The organism is Streptococcus mitis, from assembly GCF_946190155.1.
GTDB classification, from domain to species: Bacteria; Bacillota; Bacilli; order Lactobacillales; family Streptococcaceae; genus Streptococcus; species Streptococcus mitis_CL.
Genome location: NZ_CAMHZL010000002.1, coordinates 231364 through 248392 on the forward strand (window position 1 = coordinate 231364; position 17029 = coordinate 248392).

At 37.6% G+C, this 17029-nt stretch carries 20 protein-coding genes and 1 other annotated feature; of the genes, 19 read left to right on the top strand and 1 reads right to left on the bottom strand.

Annotated features, from left to right (window positions below):
• Positions 1-60: 60 nt before the first annotated feature.
• On the top strand, positions 61-1056 hold the full coding sequence (locus tag N8O80_RS03150; protein WP_261026882.1) for a PhoH family protein: 996 nt from the start codon (positions 61-63) through the stop codon (positions 1054-1056).
• A 56-nt stretch (positions 1057-1112) separates the two neighbouring features.
• Here N8O80_RS03150 and ald read toward each other — a convergent pair whose 3' ends face one another.
• Complete coding sequence (gene ald, locus N8O80_RS03155) at positions 1113-2225, bottom strand: alanine dehydrogenase (RefSeq protein ID WP_261026883.1); 1113 nt, start codon at positions 2223-2225, stop codon at positions 1113-1115.
• A gap of 303 nt (positions 2226-2528) precedes the next feature.
• On the opposite strand from ald, the gene N8O80_RS03160 reads away from it, so the two are divergent.
• The 18 genes from N8O80_RS03160 to N8O80_RS03245 all read left to right on the top strand — a co-directional run.
• A complete protein-coding gene (locus tag N8O80_RS03160) occupies positions 2529-3107 on the top strand; it encodes a hypothetical protein (RefSeq protein WP_261026884.1) in 579 nt (192 codons plus the stop codon).
• Positions 3104-3646 carry a hypothetical protein gene (locus tag N8O80_RS03165; protein ID WP_261026886.1) on the top strand — a complete coding sequence of 181 codons (543 nt, stop codon included), beginning with the start codon at positions 3104-3106 and terminating at the stop codon, positions 3644-3646. Before N8O80_RS03160 ends, N8O80_RS03165 begins: the two co-directional genes overlap by 4 nt.
• An 11-nt stretch (positions 3647-3657) precedes the next feature.
• Positions 3658-4221, top strand: coding sequence for a hypothetical protein (locus N8O80_RS03170; protein WP_261026888.1), 564 nt, complete (start codon positions 3658-3660; stop codon positions 4219-4221).
• Between the two features lie 114 nt (positions 4222-4335).
• Positions 4336-5340 carry a hypothetical protein gene (locus tag N8O80_RS03175; protein ID WP_261026890.1) on the top strand — a complete coding sequence of 335 codons (1005 nt, stop codon included), beginning with the start codon at positions 4336-4338 and terminating at the stop codon, positions 5338-5340.
• Positions 5337-6323 carry a hypothetical protein gene (locus tag N8O80_RS03180; protein ID WP_261016795.1) on the top strand — a complete coding sequence of 329 codons (987 nt, stop codon included), beginning with the start codon at positions 5337-5339 and terminating at the stop codon, positions 6321-6323. Before N8O80_RS03175 ends, N8O80_RS03180 begins: the two co-directional genes overlap by 4 nt.
• Positions 6324-6513: 190 nt before the next feature.
• The gene (locus N8O80_RS03185; protein ID WP_261026891.1) at positions 6514-7083 is read left to right on the top strand and encodes a GNAT family N-acetyltransferase; all 570 of its coding nucleotides are present in this window, start codon (positions 6514-6516) and stop codon (positions 7081-7083) included.
• A 66-nt stretch (positions 7084-7149) separates the two neighbouring features.
• Positions 7150-7800: a helix-hairpin-helix domain-containing protein gene (locus N8O80_RS03190; RefSeq protein ID WP_261026892.1), complete on the top strand. Its 651-nt coding sequence runs from the start codon at positions 7150-7152 to the stop codon at positions 7798-7800.
• The gene (locus tag N8O80_RS03195; RefSeq protein ID WP_261026893.1) at positions 7784-10024 is read left to right on the top strand and encodes a DNA internalization-related competence protein ComEC/Rec2; all 2241 of its coding nucleotides are present in this window, start codon (positions 7784-7786) and stop codon (positions 10022-10024) included. The genes N8O80_RS03190 and N8O80_RS03195 overlap by 17 nt, the downstream gene beginning before the upstream one ends.
• Before the next feature lie 141 nt (positions 10025-10165).
• Positions 10166-10390 carry a hypothetical protein gene (locus tag N8O80_RS03200; protein WP_261026895.1) on the top strand — a complete coding sequence of 75 codons (225 nt, stop codon included), beginning with the start codon at positions 10166-10168 and terminating at the stop codon, positions 10388-10390.
• Positions 10391-10422: 32 nt separating this feature from the next.
• A complete protein-coding gene (locus N8O80_RS03205) occupies positions 10423-11010 on the top strand; it encodes an ATP-binding cassette domain-containing protein (RefSeq protein ID WP_261026896.1) in 588 nt (195 codons plus the stop codon).
• Positions 11011-11013: 3 nt separating this feature from the next.
• Complete coding sequence (locus N8O80_RS03210) at positions 11014-12198, top strand: hypothetical protein (protein WP_261026898.1); 1185 nt, start codon at positions 11014-11016, stop codon at positions 12196-12198.
• 160 nt (positions 12199-12358) lie between these two features.
• Positions 12359-12490, top strand: a sequence feature (ribosomal protein L20 leader region).
• Positions 12491-12505: 15 nt separating this feature from the next.
• Positions 12506-13036: a translation initiation factor IF-3 gene (gene infC / locus N8O80_RS03215; protein ID WP_000848180.1), complete on the top strand. Its 531-nt coding sequence runs from the start codon at positions 12506-12508 to the stop codon at positions 13034-13036.
• A gap of 32 nt (positions 13037-13068) precedes the next feature.
• Entirely contained in the window at positions 13069-13269 is a 201-nt protein-coding gene (gene rpmI, locus N8O80_RS03220) for a 50S ribosomal protein L35 (protein WP_001125943.1), read from the top strand.
• A 51-nt stretch (positions 13270-13320) separates the two neighbouring features.
• Complete coding sequence (gene rplT, locus N8O80_RS03225; RefSeq protein WP_000124834.1) at positions 13321-13680, top strand: 50S ribosomal protein L20; 360 nt, start codon at positions 13321-13323, stop codon at positions 13678-13680.
• Positions 13681-13738: 58 nt separating this feature from the next.
• Positions 13739-14119, top strand: a complete 381-nt coding sequence (gloA, locus tag N8O80_RS03230) for a lactoylglutathione lyase (RefSeq protein ID WP_000157153.1) — start codon at positions 13739-13741, stop codon at positions 14117-14119.
• Between the two features lie 248 nt (positions 14120-14367).
• On the top strand, positions 14368-15168 hold the full coding sequence (locus N8O80_RS03235) for a dihydroorotate dehydrogenase electron transfer subunit (RefSeq protein ID WP_261026899.1): 801 nt from the start codon (positions 14368-14370) through the stop codon (positions 15166-15168).
• 10 nt (positions 15169-15178) lie between these two features.
• Positions 15179-16117 (top strand): dihydroorotate dehydrogenase, encoded by a 939-nt coding sequence (locus tag N8O80_RS03240; protein WP_261026901.1) that lies wholly within the window; start codon positions 15179-15181, stop codon positions 16115-16117.
• 127 nt (positions 16118-16244) lie between these two features.
• Positions 16245-17029, top strand: a 785-nt coding sequence (locus N8O80_RS03245; RefSeq protein ID WP_369010946.1) for an N-acetylmuramoyl-L-alanine amidase family protein, incomplete at its 3' end; no start/stop codon positions are given.

The window sequence follows — 17029 nt, forward strand, 5'->3', positions numbered from 1 at the left end:
TAATTTCTCCATCCCTTTGCTATAATAAAAAGAAATAAAAGGATTAGAGAGGTTCTTTATTTGAAGGAACATTCAATTGACATTCAACTGAGTCATCCAGATGACCTGTTTCATCTTTTTGGTTCTAATGAACGCCATCTTCGTTTAATGGAAGAAGAGCTTGATGTTGTGATTCATGCTCGTACGGAGATTGTCCAGGTTTTGGGAGAAGAGACTGCCTGTGAGGAAGCTCGTCAGGTTATTCAAGCTCTCATGGTCTTGGTGAACCGTGGGATGACCATTGGTACGCCAGATGTGGTGACTGCAATTAGCATGGTCAAAAACGATGAAATCGACAAGTTTGTCGCCCTTTACGAAGAAGAAATTATCAAGGATAATACAGGGAAACCTATTCGTGTCAAAACACTGGGTCAAAAACTTTATGTGGACAGTGTTAAACAGCATGATGTGACCTTTGGAATTGGGCCAGCAGGGACAGGGAAGACCTTTCTTGCAGTTACTTTGGCCGTGACTGCCCTTAAACGTGGGCAGGTCAAGCGGATTATCTTGACTCGTCCAGCAGTGGAAGCTGGCGAGAGTCTTGGATTTCTTCCGGGTGATCTTAAGGAGAAGGTGGATCCTTACCTTCGACCTGTTTACGATGCCTTGTATCAGATTCTGGGAAAAGACCAAACAACTCGTCTCATGGAGCGTGAAATTATCGAGATTGCGCCCCTTGCCTATATGCGTGGACGGACCTTGGATGATGCCTTTGTCATTCTCGATGAGGCGCAAAATACGACCATCATGCAGATGAAGATGTTTTTGACTCGTTTAGGCTTTAATTCTAAGATGATTGTCAATGGAGATATCAGTCAGATTGACCTGCCACGTAATGTCAAGTCCGGTTTGATTGATGCCCAAGAAAAACTCAAGAACATCCATCAGATTGACTTTGTTCATTTTTCAGCTAAGGATGTGGTTCGCCATCCTGTTGTCGCTCAGATTATCCGAGCTTATGAACCAGCTCCAATTAAAAATGAAGAGCGTGAAGAAGTCCAAGAAGAAACAGAATAGCAAAAAAGAGCAGTTCAGGTGGAATTGCTCTTTCTTTTATCTGATAATTAGATTTTTTAGACTAGTTCATCGATTGGAGTATGTTTTTTATCGAGACCTTGGGCTACTGGAAGACTGGTTAAGTAACCTTGATAAGTGGTAACACCTTGGCGCAAGCCCTCATCTTCAGAGATTGCTTGTACAAATCCTTTTTCTGCTAAAGCTTCGATATAAGGAAGAGTGACATTTGTTAGGGCGATGGTTGAAGTACGAGCAACCGCACCAGGGATGTTGGCAACGGCATAGTGGAGCACACTGTGTTTTTCATAGACAGGTTCATCGTGCGTTGTCACACGGTCAGCTGTCTCGATAACGCCACCTTGGTCAACGGCAACGTCAACGATGACTGAACCTGGGCGCATTTGTTTGACCATCTCATCAGTAACCAATTTTGGTGCTTTGGCACCTGGAATGAGAACCGCCCCAATTACAACATCCGCATCTCTCACACTGGCTTCGATGTTGAATGAATTGGACATGAGAGTTTGAATTTGGTGACCAAAGACCTCTTCGAGATCTGAGAGACGTTTAGCACTGATATCAAGGATGGTTACTTGAGCACCAAGACCAAGCGCAATTCGAGCAGCATGGGTCCCTACGACACCGCCACCGATGATGCTTACTTTCCCTTTAGGTACACCCGGTACACCACCCAGTAGGACACCAGAACCTCCTGCTTGCTTAGTTAGGAAATGAGCACCGATTTGGACTGCCATACGGCCTGCAACCTCACTCATAGGAACAAGGAGTGGTAACTGGCCTTGGGAATCATGGACAGTTTCATAGGCAATCCCTGTTGTTTTTGCTACTAGCATAGCATCTGCTAATTCAGGCGCTGCGGCCATGTGCAAGTAGGTGAATAGAAGCAGGTCTTCACGCAAGTACTCATATTCAGAAGTTAATGGTTCTTTTACTTTCACGACTAATTCTGCAGCCCAAGCTTCACCAGCAGTAGCGACAATCTCAGCTCCTTGCTTTTGATAGTCAGCATCAGTAAAGCCAGAACCGAGACCAGCATTTGTTTCGATAAGGACGCGATGACCACGACCGACTAAGCTGTGGACACCAGCAGGTGTGAGGGCAACACGGTTTTCATTATTCTTAATTTCTTTTGGAATTCCGATTAACATAGAGAAAAACTCCCTTTCTATTGACAGGTTGTAAATGATTTATCACAATTATCTATAAAATAAGGTGATGATTTTATTCTATATGAAACCGCTTTAAAAATCAAGAAAAACTTGTTGTAACTTCTTTTTTATGCTAGACTGATAGAAAATACTTTTGAATGGTAGAAACGTATGGAATCAATCTTTTTAAAACTAGCCAGCATTCAATAGTGGAGACATAGCGTTTATTGCTTAGATTTCTATCCTTGGATGATACGGAAGCAATGTTTGAGTGTACATCAGATAAGAAAAAAGGAGATTCTCTTGGACGAAAATCAAATTATAAAGTTAAAGGACGTTGAATTTGTAGGAATTGGTAATTTTGAAGGGGAAACAGTTTTTTTTGATAAGAAAACAGACAAGATGTTCTTAGGTCATTCTAAAACAAAGTTTAAAGTGTCTCCTATCGCTTTCTCAACAGGAGTAGCACTTATCCTTTATGTGATTGTAAGAGAAATAACAAAAGTTCAGGTATTCAGTGGTTTTTGGCCCTTGATTTTTGGTTTTTTTCTAATGATCATTGTCTCAAAACTCCTCTACAGACCTGCTTTGAATGAAGAATTAGTTATTAGACCTTTCGTGCTTTCAAATACTGATATGATGACTTTTCTTCAAAACGAGAAGAAAAATATAGTTAAGAGTCATTTCATTATACTACTGGGATTTCTTTTTCCAGTGATTTTTTCAATAATTTATTTATTGATTTCTAGTTTTTTGTTTCTATTTTTAGCCATTTTATTTTTTATGTTCCCCCTATTGTTATTAAACACGAAACCAGTACAAAGATATAAAGTGATTCATATGTTAGACAAAAAATATTCCACTAAGGAAAAGGATTCATGAAAAAATATTTAAAAAATATGGTTCCGATAGGAACAATTGATAAAAATCCAGTTTATTTTGATAAAAAAGATTATAGTTTAAACATTGTAAGAAAAAAGACTTCTTTTTGGGAAACTGCTGGCAGTAGCTTGATTATGATTCTTTATGTCATAATTGGAAGAGTCAATTCCAAATACTATTTAACCATTCTGGGAAGATATCAATTTCTAATGATTGGCATCCTGATTTCCTTTATAACAGCCTTTGTTGTTTGTTATGCGACCTTCCATCGTGATAGAGAAGTGAAAGAACTTCAATTAGAGGAAAAAGCAATGAGGGACTTTGTGTTAAGAGAGCGAAAAAATGTCTTCTTTACCTATTTATCTCTTATCATATTACCACTAATTATAATATTCTTTGCATACCTCTTTATCACATATGGCAATATTTCATGGGGAGTTGTTTCAGTTTTATTTATGACTATATATTTTATGTTCTTTTATAATAAAGTATTTCAGAGAGGAAAAATCATAAATGAACTGTATAAAACTTATAAATGATAAAGATAATTATGAAAAGTAACACTAAAAATTTCATTGCCCTAGGTATATATCAGGGAAAATCTGTCTACTATAACAATGAAAATCATCAACTGTTATATTCAACAAAGGATAAAACCACTGGAGCAACTGCTCTTACTGGTTACAGTTCAATTGCTCTTGTTTTATATAGTGTTTTAAGAAGTATAAGTAAAAATGGTAAAGTACCAACAGATTTTCGGTTGCTGTCTTTGGTCCTTGCTTATATTATCATTAGTATTGGTAGCAGTCTATTCCTTTATTATGTTTTAAATCGTGTCATTGAGTTAGAAGAATTTCAAATTGATTTAAGAAATTATCAAAACTTTTTAAAGCAAGAAAAAAGGAATATTTTAATATTATATATAACGATGCTCTGTTTTTTGATTATAGGAATAGTGACTGGAATTATTTTCATAAGTTTAGGTAATTATATTAGTCTTGTATTAACTTTATCATCATATTTTATTGTATACACTATTTTAAATACCCAATTGATTAAACGCGGCATGATATTGAGACAGTTATACAAAGAATTAGAAAATAAAGATATTTAATTGAAAGATCGAGTTCTATAGATGTTTTTAATTTATTGAAAAATTAGAATAAGCTGATTAAGCTGTGATTTTTAATTAAACGGACTTAGAGTTAGGTCAATTTAGGAGGTTAAAGTGAAAGAAAAGACAGTGAAAGAAGTTGAAGAATTAAATAAAGCATATTTTAAAAGCTTAGCGAATACTCGCGCATCAGAAAGTATGATGGTTATTTCATGGACAGGAGTATTTATATTATCTTTAATTATTTGGGTTTTTTCCTGGTATTTAAAAGAGGTTTTATTAATAAATCCATTAACTTATTGGTTTTTTGATCTTCTCATTTTCTTCTTACTTTATTTAATTGTTGCTTTTTTTATTCCATTAGCAGGAATGTTTGCATATAAAAGACAAATTTTAGCAACTTTTTCTCTGATGATGGTTTATATTGGAATATACTTTTCATTACAAATGATGTTGCTGATAATTTTTGTAACATCAATCTCGACGAAGGAATTTTCGCTTGGATTCCCTAAGTATTCTCCAATTTTTATTCCATTTTTGTTAATTTCTACAGTTTGTGGCTTTATTTATCAATATTTCTGGTTAAAACGCCAGTTAAAAAAAGGTTTCTCTGTAAATAGGACGATGGGGAATTATTTTGCTAAATCTAATGCATATGGTAGAAATTCTCTTTACATCATTTTTGGACTTTCTATGTTGGCTGCCATACTTTCAGGTAAATTGATACTCATTTTTTTCATTCTTATTAGCTTACTTTTTAGTTATGCTTTCCCTCAATTGATCATTGAAGTAGCCTATCTATTATATCTTAAAACTCAAAGCAAGGAATATTGGGAAACAGAGCCACGAGGAGATGTTAGTTTTAAAAAATTGTTGAAGAGATTCAGTCTCAAGAAAGCAAAAATTCGTATTCCTATTGAAATAGTGTCATTTGTAATTTTTGTTCAAATCCTTAATAAATTTGGATATACGGATCAGGTAATCAGACATACATGTTGGATGCTTTGGCTTATCAGAATATTTATAATCTCAATAGGATTGGATATTTTGGGAAGTTTTATTCTTTATGTTATAAAAAAAGTAAATACTAGATTCAAAAGAGGAAAGAAAAAACAGTGAAAGAAGTTGAAGAATTAAATAAAGTATATTTTAAAAGCTTAGCGAACACTCGCGCATCTGTAAGTATGATGGTTATTTCATGGACAGGAGTATTTATATTAGCACTAGAAATTTTCGTTTTTTATTACTATTTTGATACAATCGCTATAATAAATCCATTTATGAATTGGTTCTTTGATTTACTCTTGATTTCTTGTTTCTACCTTATTATTGCATTTTTCATTCCATTAGTTGGTCTCTTTGTATATAAGAAGCAAATTTTGTCAACAATTTTTCTGCTACTAGTCTATATGGTCATATACTTTTCTCTGCAGTTGATGATGCTTTTGATTATAGTTACTTCTATTTCAACGAAGGAATTTACTATAGGATTCTCTCTATATTCTCCAATTTTTATTCCATTTTTAGTTATTTGTACAATTTGTAGTTTTATTTATCAGTATTTTTGGCTAAAAAGAGAGTTAAAAAAAGGTTTTTCTATCAATAGAACAATGGGTAATTATTTTGCAAAATCCAGTGCTTATAGTAAGAACTCTCTTCTTATTATTTTTATAGTTTCTATGATAGGCGGTCTTCTTTCAGGTAAGTTGATACTTATTTTTGGAATTCTTGGAGCTCTTCTTTTCAGCTATGCATTTTCTCAATTGATTACAGAAGTTGCCTACCTTTTATATCTAAAAATTCAGAGCAAGGAGTATTGGGAAGATGTGCCTACGAAAAAAGAGACTTTTCGAGATTTATTTAAGGGATTCAGTTTAAAGAAAGCAAAAATTCGTATCCCACTTGAGATGGTAGCTTTTGCAATATTATTAGGGATTATTAATTATAGTGGTTATTCAGATGAGAGCATTAAGCGACCTATTTGGCTGGTCTGGAGTGTCAAATTGTTCATCTATGCAATAGAAATGGATATTTTGGGAAGTTTTATTCTTTATGTTATAAAAAAAGTAAATACTAGATTCAAAAAAGGAAAGAAAAAATGATAAATCTTCATTGTCAGTGGGACTCTGAATTATGTAATTATTGATTTTAAGAAACATTTAGAAATGCTTCCAAAGACCAGAAAACTTTCTGCTCTAGAATCAGTTATCTGGTATTCTTTGTTCGCGCTTCTTGTTGTAACTTCTTTTTTATGCTAGACTGGTAGAAAATATTTTTAAATGGAGGAGAAGTATGGAATCAATCTTTTTAAAACTAGCTCAGTATCCCATAGTCGAGACTGAGCGTTTATTGCTTAGACCTGTAACCTTGGATGATGCAGAAGCAATGTTTGAGTATGCCTCGGATAAGGATAATACACGTTACACTTTTCCAACCAATCAAAGCTTGGAAAAAACCAAGAATAACATTGCTCAGTTCTACTTGGCAAATCCCTTGGGACGGTGGGGAATAGAACTAAAAAGCAATGGTCAGTTTATCGGTACCATTGATTTGCACAAGATTGATCCTGTTCTTAAGAAGGCGGCTATTGGCTACATTATCAATAAAAAATATTGGAATCAAGGTTTGACGACAGAAGCCAATCGTGCCGTAATTGAGCTAGCTTTTGAGAAGATAGGAATGAATAAGTTAGTTGCTTTACACGATAAGGCTAATCCCGCGTCAGGAAAGGTCATGGAGAAATCAGGAATGCGTTTTTCCCACGAAGAAACTTATGCTTGTATGGACCAACATGAAGAAGGCCGAATCGTGACAAGAGTTCATTATGTCTTGACCAAGGAAGACTATTTTGCAAATAAATAAGCAGTTGAGAAGAAATTTTCGACTGTTTTTTCTTCCTCTTACGAATAATCTAAGAGAGGAGAAAATATGGAAGCAATTATCGAGAAAATCAAAGAGTATAAAATCATTGTCATCTGTACTGGTCTGGGCTTACTTATCGGCGGATTTTTCCTGCTAAAGCCAGCTCCACACACACCTGTCAAAGAAACGAATTTACAGGCAGAAGTTGCAGCTGGTTCCAAGGATTCATCGACCGAAAAGGATGTGAAGAAGGAAGAAAAGGAAGAACCCCTTGAACAAGATCTAATCACAGTAGATGTCAAAGGTGCTGTTAAATCGCCAGGGATTTATGACTTGCCTGTAGGTAGTCGGGTCAATGATGCTGTTCAGAAGGCTGGTGGCTTGACAGAGCAAGCAGACAGCAAGTCGCTCAATCTAGCTCAGAAAGTTAGTGATGAGGCTCTGGTTTACGTTCCAACTAAGGGAGAAGAATCAGCTAGTCAACAGGCAGGTTCTGGAGCGCCTTCTTCAACAAGCAAAGAAAAGAAGGTCAATCTCAACAAGGCCAGTCTGGAAGAACTCAAGCAGGTCAAGGGACTGGGAGGAAAACGAGCTCAGGACATTATCGACCATCGTGAGTCAAATGGGAAATTCAAGTCGGTTGATGAACTCAAGAAAGTCTCTGGAATTGGTGCCAAGACCATAGAAAAGTTAAAAGATTATGTTACAGTGGATTAAAAATTTCTCTATTCCCCTAATTTACCTGAGTTTTCTGTTACTTTGGCTTTATTACGCTATTTTCTCAGCATCCTATCTTGCTTTGTTGGGCTTTGTTTTTCTGCTAGTCTGTCTCTTTTTCCAATTTCCTTGGAAATCTGCGGGAAAAGTTCTAGTGCTTTGTGGAATCTTTGGCTTTTGGTTTCTGTTTCAAAATTGGAAAGAGAGTCAAGCGAGTCAAAATTTGGCGGATTCTGTTGAAAGGGTACGGATTTTACCAGACACTATTAAGGTCAATGGTGATAGTCTGTCCTTTCGTGGCAAGTCTGATGGACGCATTTTTCAAGTTTATTATAAACTCCAGTCCGAGGAGGAGAAAGAAGCCTTTCAAGCCTTAACAGCCCTTCATGATTTGGAACTTGAAGGAAAACTATCAGAGCCAGAAGGGCAGAGAAATTTTGGTGGCTTTAATTACCAAGCCTATCTGAAGACTCAGGGAATTTTCCAGACTCTAAATATCAAAAGAATACAGTCCCTTAAACAGGTTAGCAGTTGGGATATAGGAGAAAATCTATCCAGTTTACGCCGTAAGGCTGTAGTTTGGATTAAGACGCACTTTCCAGACCCTATGCGCAATTACATGACGGGGCTTCTATTAGGACATCTGGACACAGATTTTGAGGAGATGAATGAGCTTTATTCCAGTCTAGGAATTATCCACCTATTTGCCTTGTCCGGCATGCAGGTAGGCTTTTTCATGGACGGATTTAAGAAACTCCTCTTGCGATTGGGCTTGACCCAAGAAAAGTTGAAATGGCTGACTTATCCCTTTTCTCTTATCTATGCAGGCCTGACTGGATTTTCAGCCTCGGTCATTCGCAGTCTTTTGCAAAAACTATTGGCTCAACATGGGGTTAAGGGCTTGGATAATTTTGCCTTGACTATGCTTGTTCTCTTTATTATCATGCCCAACTTTTTCCTGACTGCAGGGGGAGTTTTGTCCTGCGCTTATGCTTTTATATTGACTATGACTAGCAAAGAAGAGGAGGGGCTCAAGGCTGTTGCTAGAGAAGGTCTGGTTATTTCTTTGGGAATATTGCCCATTTTATCCTTTTATTTTGCGGAATTTCAGCCTTGGTCTATCCTTTTGACCTATGTCTTTTCCTTTCTATTTGACTTGGTCTTCTTACCGCTCTTGTCTATCTTATTTGCCCTTTCCTTTCTCTATCCAGTCATTCAGCTGAATTTTATTTTTGAATGGTTGGAGGGAATGATTCGCTTGGTATCACAGGTGGCAAGTAGGCCACTGGTCTTTGGACAACCAAATGCTTGGCTGTTGATACTACTATTAATTTCTTTGGCTTTAGTCTATGATTTGAGGAAAAACATTAAAAGGCTAGCAGTGTTGAGCTTATTGATTACTGGTCTCTTTTTCCTGGCCAAGTATCCACTGGAAAATGAAATCACCATGCTGGATGTGGGGCAAGGCGAAAGTATTTTCCTACGGGATGTAACTGGGAAGACCATTCTCATAGATGTGGGTGGCAAGGCAGAGTCTGATAAGAAAATCGAGAAATGGCAAGAAAAGGCGACGACCAGCAATGCTCAACGAACCTTGATACCCTATCTCAAAAATCGAGGAGTAGCCAAGATTGACCAGCTGATTTTGACAAATACGGACAAGGAGCATGTTGGAGATTTGTTGGAGGTGACCAAGGCTTTCCATGTAGGCGAAATTTTAGTGTCCAAAGGCAGTTTGAAACAGAAGAAATTTGTGGCAGAACTACAAGCGACTCAAACCAAGGTGCGTAGTGTGACAGTAGGAGAGAACTTGCCCATTTTTGGAAGTCAGTTAGAAGTCCTATCTCCAAGGAAAATTGGAGATGGAGGTCATGAAGATTCCCTGATTTTGTATGGAAAACTCTTGGATAAGCACTTTCTCTTCACAGGAAATTTGGAGGAGAAAGGAGAGAAGGAATTGCTGAGGCAATATCCTGACCTAGAAGTGGATGTTTTGAAAGCTAGCCAACATGGCTCTAAAAAATCATCAAGTTCAGCCTTTCTAGAAAAACTCAAACCAGAGCTTACTCTTATCTCAGTTGAAAAGAGCAATCGAACCAAATTACCCCATCAGGAAACCTTGACACGACTGGAAGGTATCAATAGCAAAGTTTACCGAACTGACCAGCATGGAGCTATACGCTTTAAAGGTTGGAATAGTTGGAAAATCGAAAGCGTTCGATAGGAAGGACAAATATTATATATTAGTAAAATAAACTAAAAATCTGTTGCATAATAATGATAAAAACGATATAATGAAAGCGTCTTCAACATTAATGATATAAAACCATTAAAAATTAGTAAAAACCATTTAATTAGTTAGTTTATGATCTATTGGTCCTTTCAACCCAGTGTATCTGCTGTGACGGTCACTAAGAGTTATCGGTATGATTGGAATACTGTTTGGGAGTATAGTACCAACTATCACGACCATCAATATATTTGGATTCCGTCATGGTCTCGTTATGACAGCTATTCTGAATATAAAATTGGTTCTGGTTGGAATTACAATCGTTATGAGGTAATAAACTACTACAGCGGAGGCTATTAATCCTTAAAGAGTGATAAAAAGGAGGGCTAGATATGTTGCAGCTTACTCATGTGACCTTAAAAACGCGACAAGTCATCTTACAAGATGTTGATTTTACATTTGAAAAGGGTAGGATTTATGGTATTCTTGCTATAAATGGCTCTGGAAAGACGACACTGTTCCGTGCCATTAGCAATTTAATTCCTATAAGTAGTGGAAATATTGCAGCCCCTCCTTCTTTATTTTATTATGAGAGTATTGAATGGCTGGATGGAAACTTAAGTGGGATGGACTACCTTCGTCTTATCAAAAACATCTGGAAGTCAGGGCTGAACTTGGGGGATGAAATTGATTACTGGGAAATGTCGGACTATGTCAGACTTCCCATTCGCAAGTATTCCTTAGGCATGAAGCAACGCTTGGTGATTGCCATGTATTTCCTCAGTCAGGCGAAATGCTGGCTCATGGATGAGATTACAAATGGCTTAGATGAGTATTATCGACAGAAGTTTTTTGATAGGCTAGCAAAAATCGATAGACAAGAACAGCTGGTTCTTTTAAGTTCCCACTATAAGGAAGAGTTGCTTGATGTCTGCGATAGAGTAGTAACCATTCATCAGGGGCAGATAGAAGAGGTTTAGTTTATGAAAGATATTAGTCTATTTTTATTAAAAAAAGTTTTCAAAAGTCGCTTAAACTGGATTATCTTAGCTTTATTTGTATCTGGACTCGGTGTTACCTTTTATTTTAATAGTCAGACTGCAAACTCCGTCAGCTTGGAGAGCGAGTTGGAAACCCGTCTTGTAAAAAATGAGAGAGTCATCAATGAATATGAAGAGAAACTCTCCCAAATATCTGACACCAGCTCGGAGGAATACCAGTTTGCTAAAGAAAATTTAGACTCGCAAAAAAATCATTTGACTCAAAAGACAGAAATTCTGACTTTATTAAAAGAAGGGCGCTGGAAAGAAGCCTACTATTTGCAGTGGCAAGATGTAGAGAAGAGTTATGAAATTTTATCAAAGGAACCGACTGCTAGTTCTGACTTAAAAATGGCTGTTGACCGCGAACGAAAGACTTACCAAGCCCTGTATCCCTTGAACATAAAAGCACATACTTTGGAGTTTCCGACCCACGGGATTGATCAGATTGTCTGGATTTTAGAGGCTATCATCCCAACCTTGTTTGTAGTTGCTATTATTTTTATGCTAACGCAACTATTTGCAGAAAGATATCAAAATCATCTGGATACAGCTCAGTTATATCCTTTTTCAAAAGTGACATTTGCAATGTCTTCTCTTGGAGTTGGGGTGGGCTATGTAACTGTGCTGTTTATCGGAATCAGCGGATTTTCTTTTCTAGTGGGAAGTCTGATAAGTGGTTTTGGACAGTTAGATTATCCCTACCCGATTTATAGCTTAGTGAATCAAGAGGTAACTATTGGAAAGATACAAGATGTGTTATTTCCTAGCTTGCTCTTAACTTTCTTAGCCTTTATCGTCATTGTGGAAGTTGTGTATTTGATTACTTACTTTTTCAAGCAAAAAATGCCTGTCCTCTTTCTGTCACTCATTGGGATTGTTGGCTTATTGTTTGGCATCCAAACAATTCAGCCTCTTCAAAGGATTGCACATCTGATTCCTTTTACTTACTTACGTTCAGTGGAGATTTTATCTGGAAGATTACCTAAGCTGATTGATAATGTCAATCTAAATTGGAGCATGGGGATGGTCTTACTTCCTTGCCTGATTATCCTTTTGTTAGTGGGGATTCTATTTATCGAAAGATGGGGAAGTTTACGGAAAAAGGAAGTTTTTAATAGATTCTAGCTTTCCTATAGGGAAAATAAGTAAAAACTAACATAGAGAGGGAATCAACTTGGTTCTCTCTTTTTGATGCGGAAACCAAGTCAAAATACAAACAGAAACTTTTCAAAAAAATAACTTTTTATCTTGACAAGGTTTAGAAAACTTGGTATCATATAAAAGTTGAGAAAAGCAGAAGTGAGAGCTTCTCGCCTTGTGACATTAAGTTGCCTGGCCCTACGGATGAAAAGTTTCTAAGAAACGCTATCATAACGTGCGGGCTTGTATATTTACGAGTCCGCTATTGTTTTTCTCTAATAAAACAAAAGAGGTGAAAACCATAGCAAAGCAAGACTTATTCATCAATGATGAGATTCGTGTACGTGAAGTTCGCTTGATTGGTCTTGAAGGAGAACAGCTAGGCATCAAGCCACTCAGTGAAGCGCAAGCTTTGGCTGATAACGCTAATGTTGACCTAGTATTGATTCAACCCCAAGCCAAACCGCCTGTTGCAAAAATTATGGACTACGGTAAGTTCAAATTTGAGTACCAGAAGAAGCAAAAAGAACAACGTAAAAAACAAAGTGTTGTTACTGTGAAAGAAGTTCGTCTAAGTCCAACTATTGACAAGGGTGACTTTGATACAAAACTTCGCAATGCACGCAAATTCCTTGAAAAAGGAAATAAAGTTAAGGTATCTATTCGCTTTAAGGGTCGTATGATTACCCATAAAGAGATTGGTGCAAAAGTTTTAGCCGAGTTTGCTGAAGCAACTCAAGATATTGCCATCATCGAACAACGTGCTAAAATGGATGGACGTCAAATGTTCATGCAATTGGCGCCAGCGACTGACAAAAAATAATTGTCAGAAAGTTAAATAAAGGAGAAAAAATCATGCCAAAACAAAAAACACACCGCGCATCAGCTAAACGTTTCAAACGTACAGGTTCTGGTGGACTTAAACGTTTCCGTGCTTACACTTCTCACCGTTTCCACGGAAAAACTAAGAAACAACGTCGTCATCTTCGTAAAGCATCTATGGTGCATTCAGGAGATTACAAACGTATCAAAGCAATGCTTACTCGCTTGAAATAATAGCTTGACTGTAAGTAAACAATTCTAGGAAATATTTGGAGGAAATAAAACATGGCACGTGTTAAAGGTGGCGTTGTATCACGCAAACGTCGTAAACGTATTCTTAAATTAGCAAAAGGTTACTATGGAGCTAAACACATCTTGTTCCGTACTGCAAAAGAACAAGTAATGAACTCTTACTACTATGCATACCGTGACCGTCGTCAGAAAAAACGTGACTTCCGCAAATTGTGGATCACTCGTATCAATGCGGCAGCTCGTATGAACGGACTTTCATACTCACAATTGATGCATGGTTTGAAATTGGCTGAGATCGAAGTTAACCGTAAAATGCTTGCTGACTTGGCTGTTAACGATGCAGCAGCTTTCACAGCTCTTGCAGATGCAGCTAAAGCAAAACTTGGTAAATAATAACAGATAAGACTGGAACAGGATTGTCCCAGTCTTTTTAAAAATAAAGGAGAAAAATATGGCTTCAAAAATGCTACACACTTGCTTGCGAGTAGAAAATCTTGAAAAATCAATCGCATTTTATCAAGATGCTTTTGGTTTTAAAGAATTGCGTCGCAGAGATTTTCCAGACCATGCCTTCACAATTGTCTATCTAGGACTTGAGGGTGACGACTATGAGTTGGAGTTGACTTATAACTACGATCATGGTCCTTATGTGGTTGGAGATGGGTTTGCCCATATCGCCCTCAGTACACCTGATCTTGAAGCTCTTCATCAAGAGCACAGTGCCAAAGGCTATGAAGTAACTGAACCAAATGGTCTACCAGGAACTGCACCTAACTATTACTTTGTCAAAGACCCTGATGGTTACAAGGTCGAAGTCATTCGTGAAAAATAGTCTTGTGAAGTCAAGTAGAATGTTCGTTTTCTACTTGACTTTTTTTAGCTGAAAGAGTATACTAATAAAAATTTAACCTTTAAGGGGAGTCCAGAGAGACTCACAAGGTGTCAGATAAAAGAATAGTACAATTTTCTAGATGAGACTTTTTGAGTGTGCTCTCTTCTGTTGTACGATTTTAACTGAGGCCTTGCACTAGCAAGGTCTTTTCTTTATCTGGTCCCCTTAAAATTTAAGGAGGAAAAGTCATGAATCCCACATGTAAGAAACGTTTGGGTGCCATTCGTTTGGAAACCATGAAGGTGGTTGCTCAGGAGGAAATCGCGCCAGCAATCTTTGAATTAGTCCTAGAAGGGGAAATGGTTGAAGCCATGCGAGCAGGCCAATTTCTTCATCTTCGTGTGCCTGATGATGCCCATCTCTTGCGCCGTCCTATTTCAATTTCGTCTATTGACAAGGCTAGGAGGCAGTGTCATCTCATTTATCGGATTGAGGGGGCTGGGACCGCTATTTTTTCAACCTTAGGTCAGGGAGATACTCTTGATGTGATGGGACCTCAGGGAAATGGTTTTGACTTGTCTGACCTAGATGAGCAGAGCCAGGTTCTCCTTGTCGGCGGGGGGATTGGTGTTCCGCCCTTGCTTGAAGTAGCCAAGGAATTGCATGCCCGTGGCGTGAAAGTGGTGACTGTTCTTGGTTTTGCTAATAAGGATGCTGTTATTTTGGAGATGGAATTAGCTCAATATGGTCAGGTCTTTGTAACGACAGATGATGGTTCTTATGGCATTAAGGGAAATGTTTCAGTTGTCATTAATGACTTAGCCAATCAGTTTGATGCTGTTTACTCATGTGGGGCGCCTGGAATGATGAAGTATATCAATCAAACCTTTTATGACCACCCAAGAGCCTATCTATCTCTGGAATCTCGTATGGCTTGTGGGATGGGTGCCTGCTATGCCTGTGTCCTAAAAGTGCCAGAAAGTGATACCATCAGCCAACGAGTTTGTGAAGACGGCCCTGTTTTCCGCACAGGAACAGTTGTATTATAAGGAGAAAATCATGACTAGAAATCGTTTACAAGTTTCTCTACCGGGTTTGGATTTGAAAAATCCGATTATTCCAGCATCAGGCTGTTTTGGCTTTGGACAAGAGTATGCCAAGTACTATGATTTAGACCTTTTGGGTTCTATTATGATTAAGGCAACAACCCTTGAACCCCGTTTTGGAAATCCAACTCCAAGGGTGGCAGAAACACCCGCTGGTATGCTTAATGCAATTGGTTTGCAAAATCCGGGTTTAGAGGTTGTTTTGACTGAAAAGTTACCTTGGCTGGAAAGAGAATATCCAAATCTTCCTATTATTGCCAATGTAGCTGGTTTTTCAAAACAAGAGTATGCGGCTGTTTCTCATGGTATTTCCAAGGCAGCCAATGTAAAGGCTATTGAACTCAATATTTCTTGCCCCAATGTAGATCACTGTAATCACGGACTTTTGATAGGTCAAGATCCTGATCTGGCTTATGATGTGGTGAAAGCAGCTGTGGAAGCCTCTGATGTGCCAGTTTATGTCAAATTAACCCCTAGTGTGACCGATATCGTTACTGTCGCAAAAGCAGCAGAAGATGCGGGGGCAAGTGGCTTAACCATGATCAATACTTTAGTTGGAATGCGCTTTGACCTCAAAACTAGAAAACCAATCTTGGCCAATGGAACGGGTGGAATGTCAGGTCCGGCAGTCTTTCCAGTAGCCCTCAAGCTTATCCGCCAAGTTGCCCAATCAACAGACCTGCCTATCATTGGAATGGGAGGAGTGGATTCGGCTGAAGCTGCCCTAGAAATGTATCTGGCAGGAGCATCTGCTATTGGAGTTGGAACAGCCAACTTTACCAATCCTTATGCCTGCCCTGATATCATCGAAAATCTGCCAAAAGCCATGGACAAATACGGCATTAGCAGTCTGGAAGATTTACGCAAGGAAGTAAAAACCAGCCTTAGATAAGCTAGACCATCCTTATTGTTAATAAGAAATAGAATTTTCATCATTTTGTAATATTTTCTTCTTTTAACTATGTTAAAATAAAGTTAATTACGAATGATGTAGACGAATATCTACTTAGGGGAGTAAAATGAAGAGAACACTACTTGTAAGCACGGCAGTGCTTGCATTGGCAATTGTGCCCACAACATCAGTCTTTGCTGAAGATAGTAAAACAACGGACCAAAGTCAAACGACGAATAAGAATCAATCTGTGGACAAAAATCAGTCTAAAGATAAAAATCAGACTCCAGCTTCAGAAGAGAAAAAAGTTGTTGAAAATACAAAGAATGAAACTGAAAAGACGGAAAAAAAGAAAGAACCAGTTGTTGTAAAAGAAAATAATTCTAAAAAAGAGGCTATTTCAAATAAAGAAAAAGTTGAAGAAGCTCATAAGAATGGTTGGCAGAAAGAGCATGGGAAATGGCTTTTTTATGAGAATAATCAACCAATCAAAAATTGGAAAAAAATTGCGGGTGTCTGGTATTTATTTGATCAACATGGAATCATGGCCAGCAATACTATTGTTAATGACTATGCTTTTCAAAATAGTGGAGCAATGGTAGAAAATTCCTGGGTAAAAATTGCGGATAAATGGTACTATGCTACAGATTCAGGAAAGATTGTTCGTAATAGATGGGAAAAAATTAGCAATGTTTGGTATTACTTCAAGCAAGATGGAGTTATGGCTAGCAATGTTCTAGTGAACGATTATCTTCTTAATAGTAGTGGAGCAATGGCTCAAAATGCTTGGGTGAAGATTACTGATAAATGGTATTATGCTACAGATTCAGGAAAGATCCTTCGTAATAAATGGGAAAAGATTAAGGGCACATGGTACTATTTTAACAGTGATGGTGTGATGGCTAGTAATCA

Bases quoted from the DNA above. Each gene is read 5' to 3' on its own strand.
- ald (WP_261026883.1), bottom strand. From the start codon at position 2,225: ATGTTAATCGGAATTCCAAAAGAAATTAAGAATAATGAAAACCGTGTT.
- N8O80_RS03165 (WP_261026886.1), top strand. From the start codon at position 3,104: ATGAAAAAATATTTAAAAAATATGGTTCCGATAGGAACAATTGATAAA.
- N8O80_RS03170 (WP_261026888.1), top strand. From the start codon at position 3,658: ATGAAAAGTAACACTAAAAATTTCATTGCCCTAGGTATATATCAGGGA.
- N8O80_RS03185 (WP_261026891.1), top strand. From the start codon at position 6,514: ATGGAATCAATCTTTTTAAAACTAGCTCAGTATCCCATAGTCGAGACT.
- N8O80_RS03190 (WP_261026892.1), top strand. From the start codon at position 7,150: ATGGAAGCAATTATCGAGAAAATCAAAGAGTATAAAATCATTGTCATC.
- N8O80_RS03195 (WP_261026893.1), top strand. From the start codon at position 7,784: ATGTTACAGTGGATTAAAAATTTCTCTATTCCCCTAATTTACCTGAGT.
- N8O80_RS03200 (WP_261026895.1), top strand. From the start codon at position 10,166: ATGATCTATTGGTCCTTTCAACCCAGTGTATCTGCTGTGACGGTCACT.
- N8O80_RS03205 (WP_261026896.1), top strand. From the start codon at position 10,423: ATGTTGCAGCTTACTCATGTGACCTTAAAAACGCGACAAGTCATCTTA.
- N8O80_RS03210 (WP_261026898.1), top strand. From the start codon at position 11,014: ATGAAAGATATTAGTCTATTTTTATTAAAAAAAGTTTTCAAAAGTCGC.
- rpmI (WP_001125943.1), top strand. From the start codon at position 13,069: ATGCCAAAACAAAAAACACACCGCGCATCAGCTAAACGTTTCAAACGT.
- rplT (WP_000124834.1), top strand. From the start codon at position 13,321: ATGGCACGTGTTAAAGGTGGCGTTGTATCACGCAAACGTCGTAAACGT.
- gloA (WP_000157153.1), top strand. From the start codon at position 13,739: ATGGCTTCAAAAATGCTACACACTTGCTTGCGAGTAGAAAATCTTGAA.
- N8O80_RS03235 (WP_261026899.1), top strand. From the start codon at position 14,368: ATGAATCCCACATGTAAGAAACGTTTGGGTGCCATTCGTTTGGAAACC.
- N8O80_RS03240 (WP_261026901.1), top strand. From the start codon at position 15,179: ATGACTAGAAATCGTTTACAAGTTTCTCTACCGGGTTTGGATTTGAAA.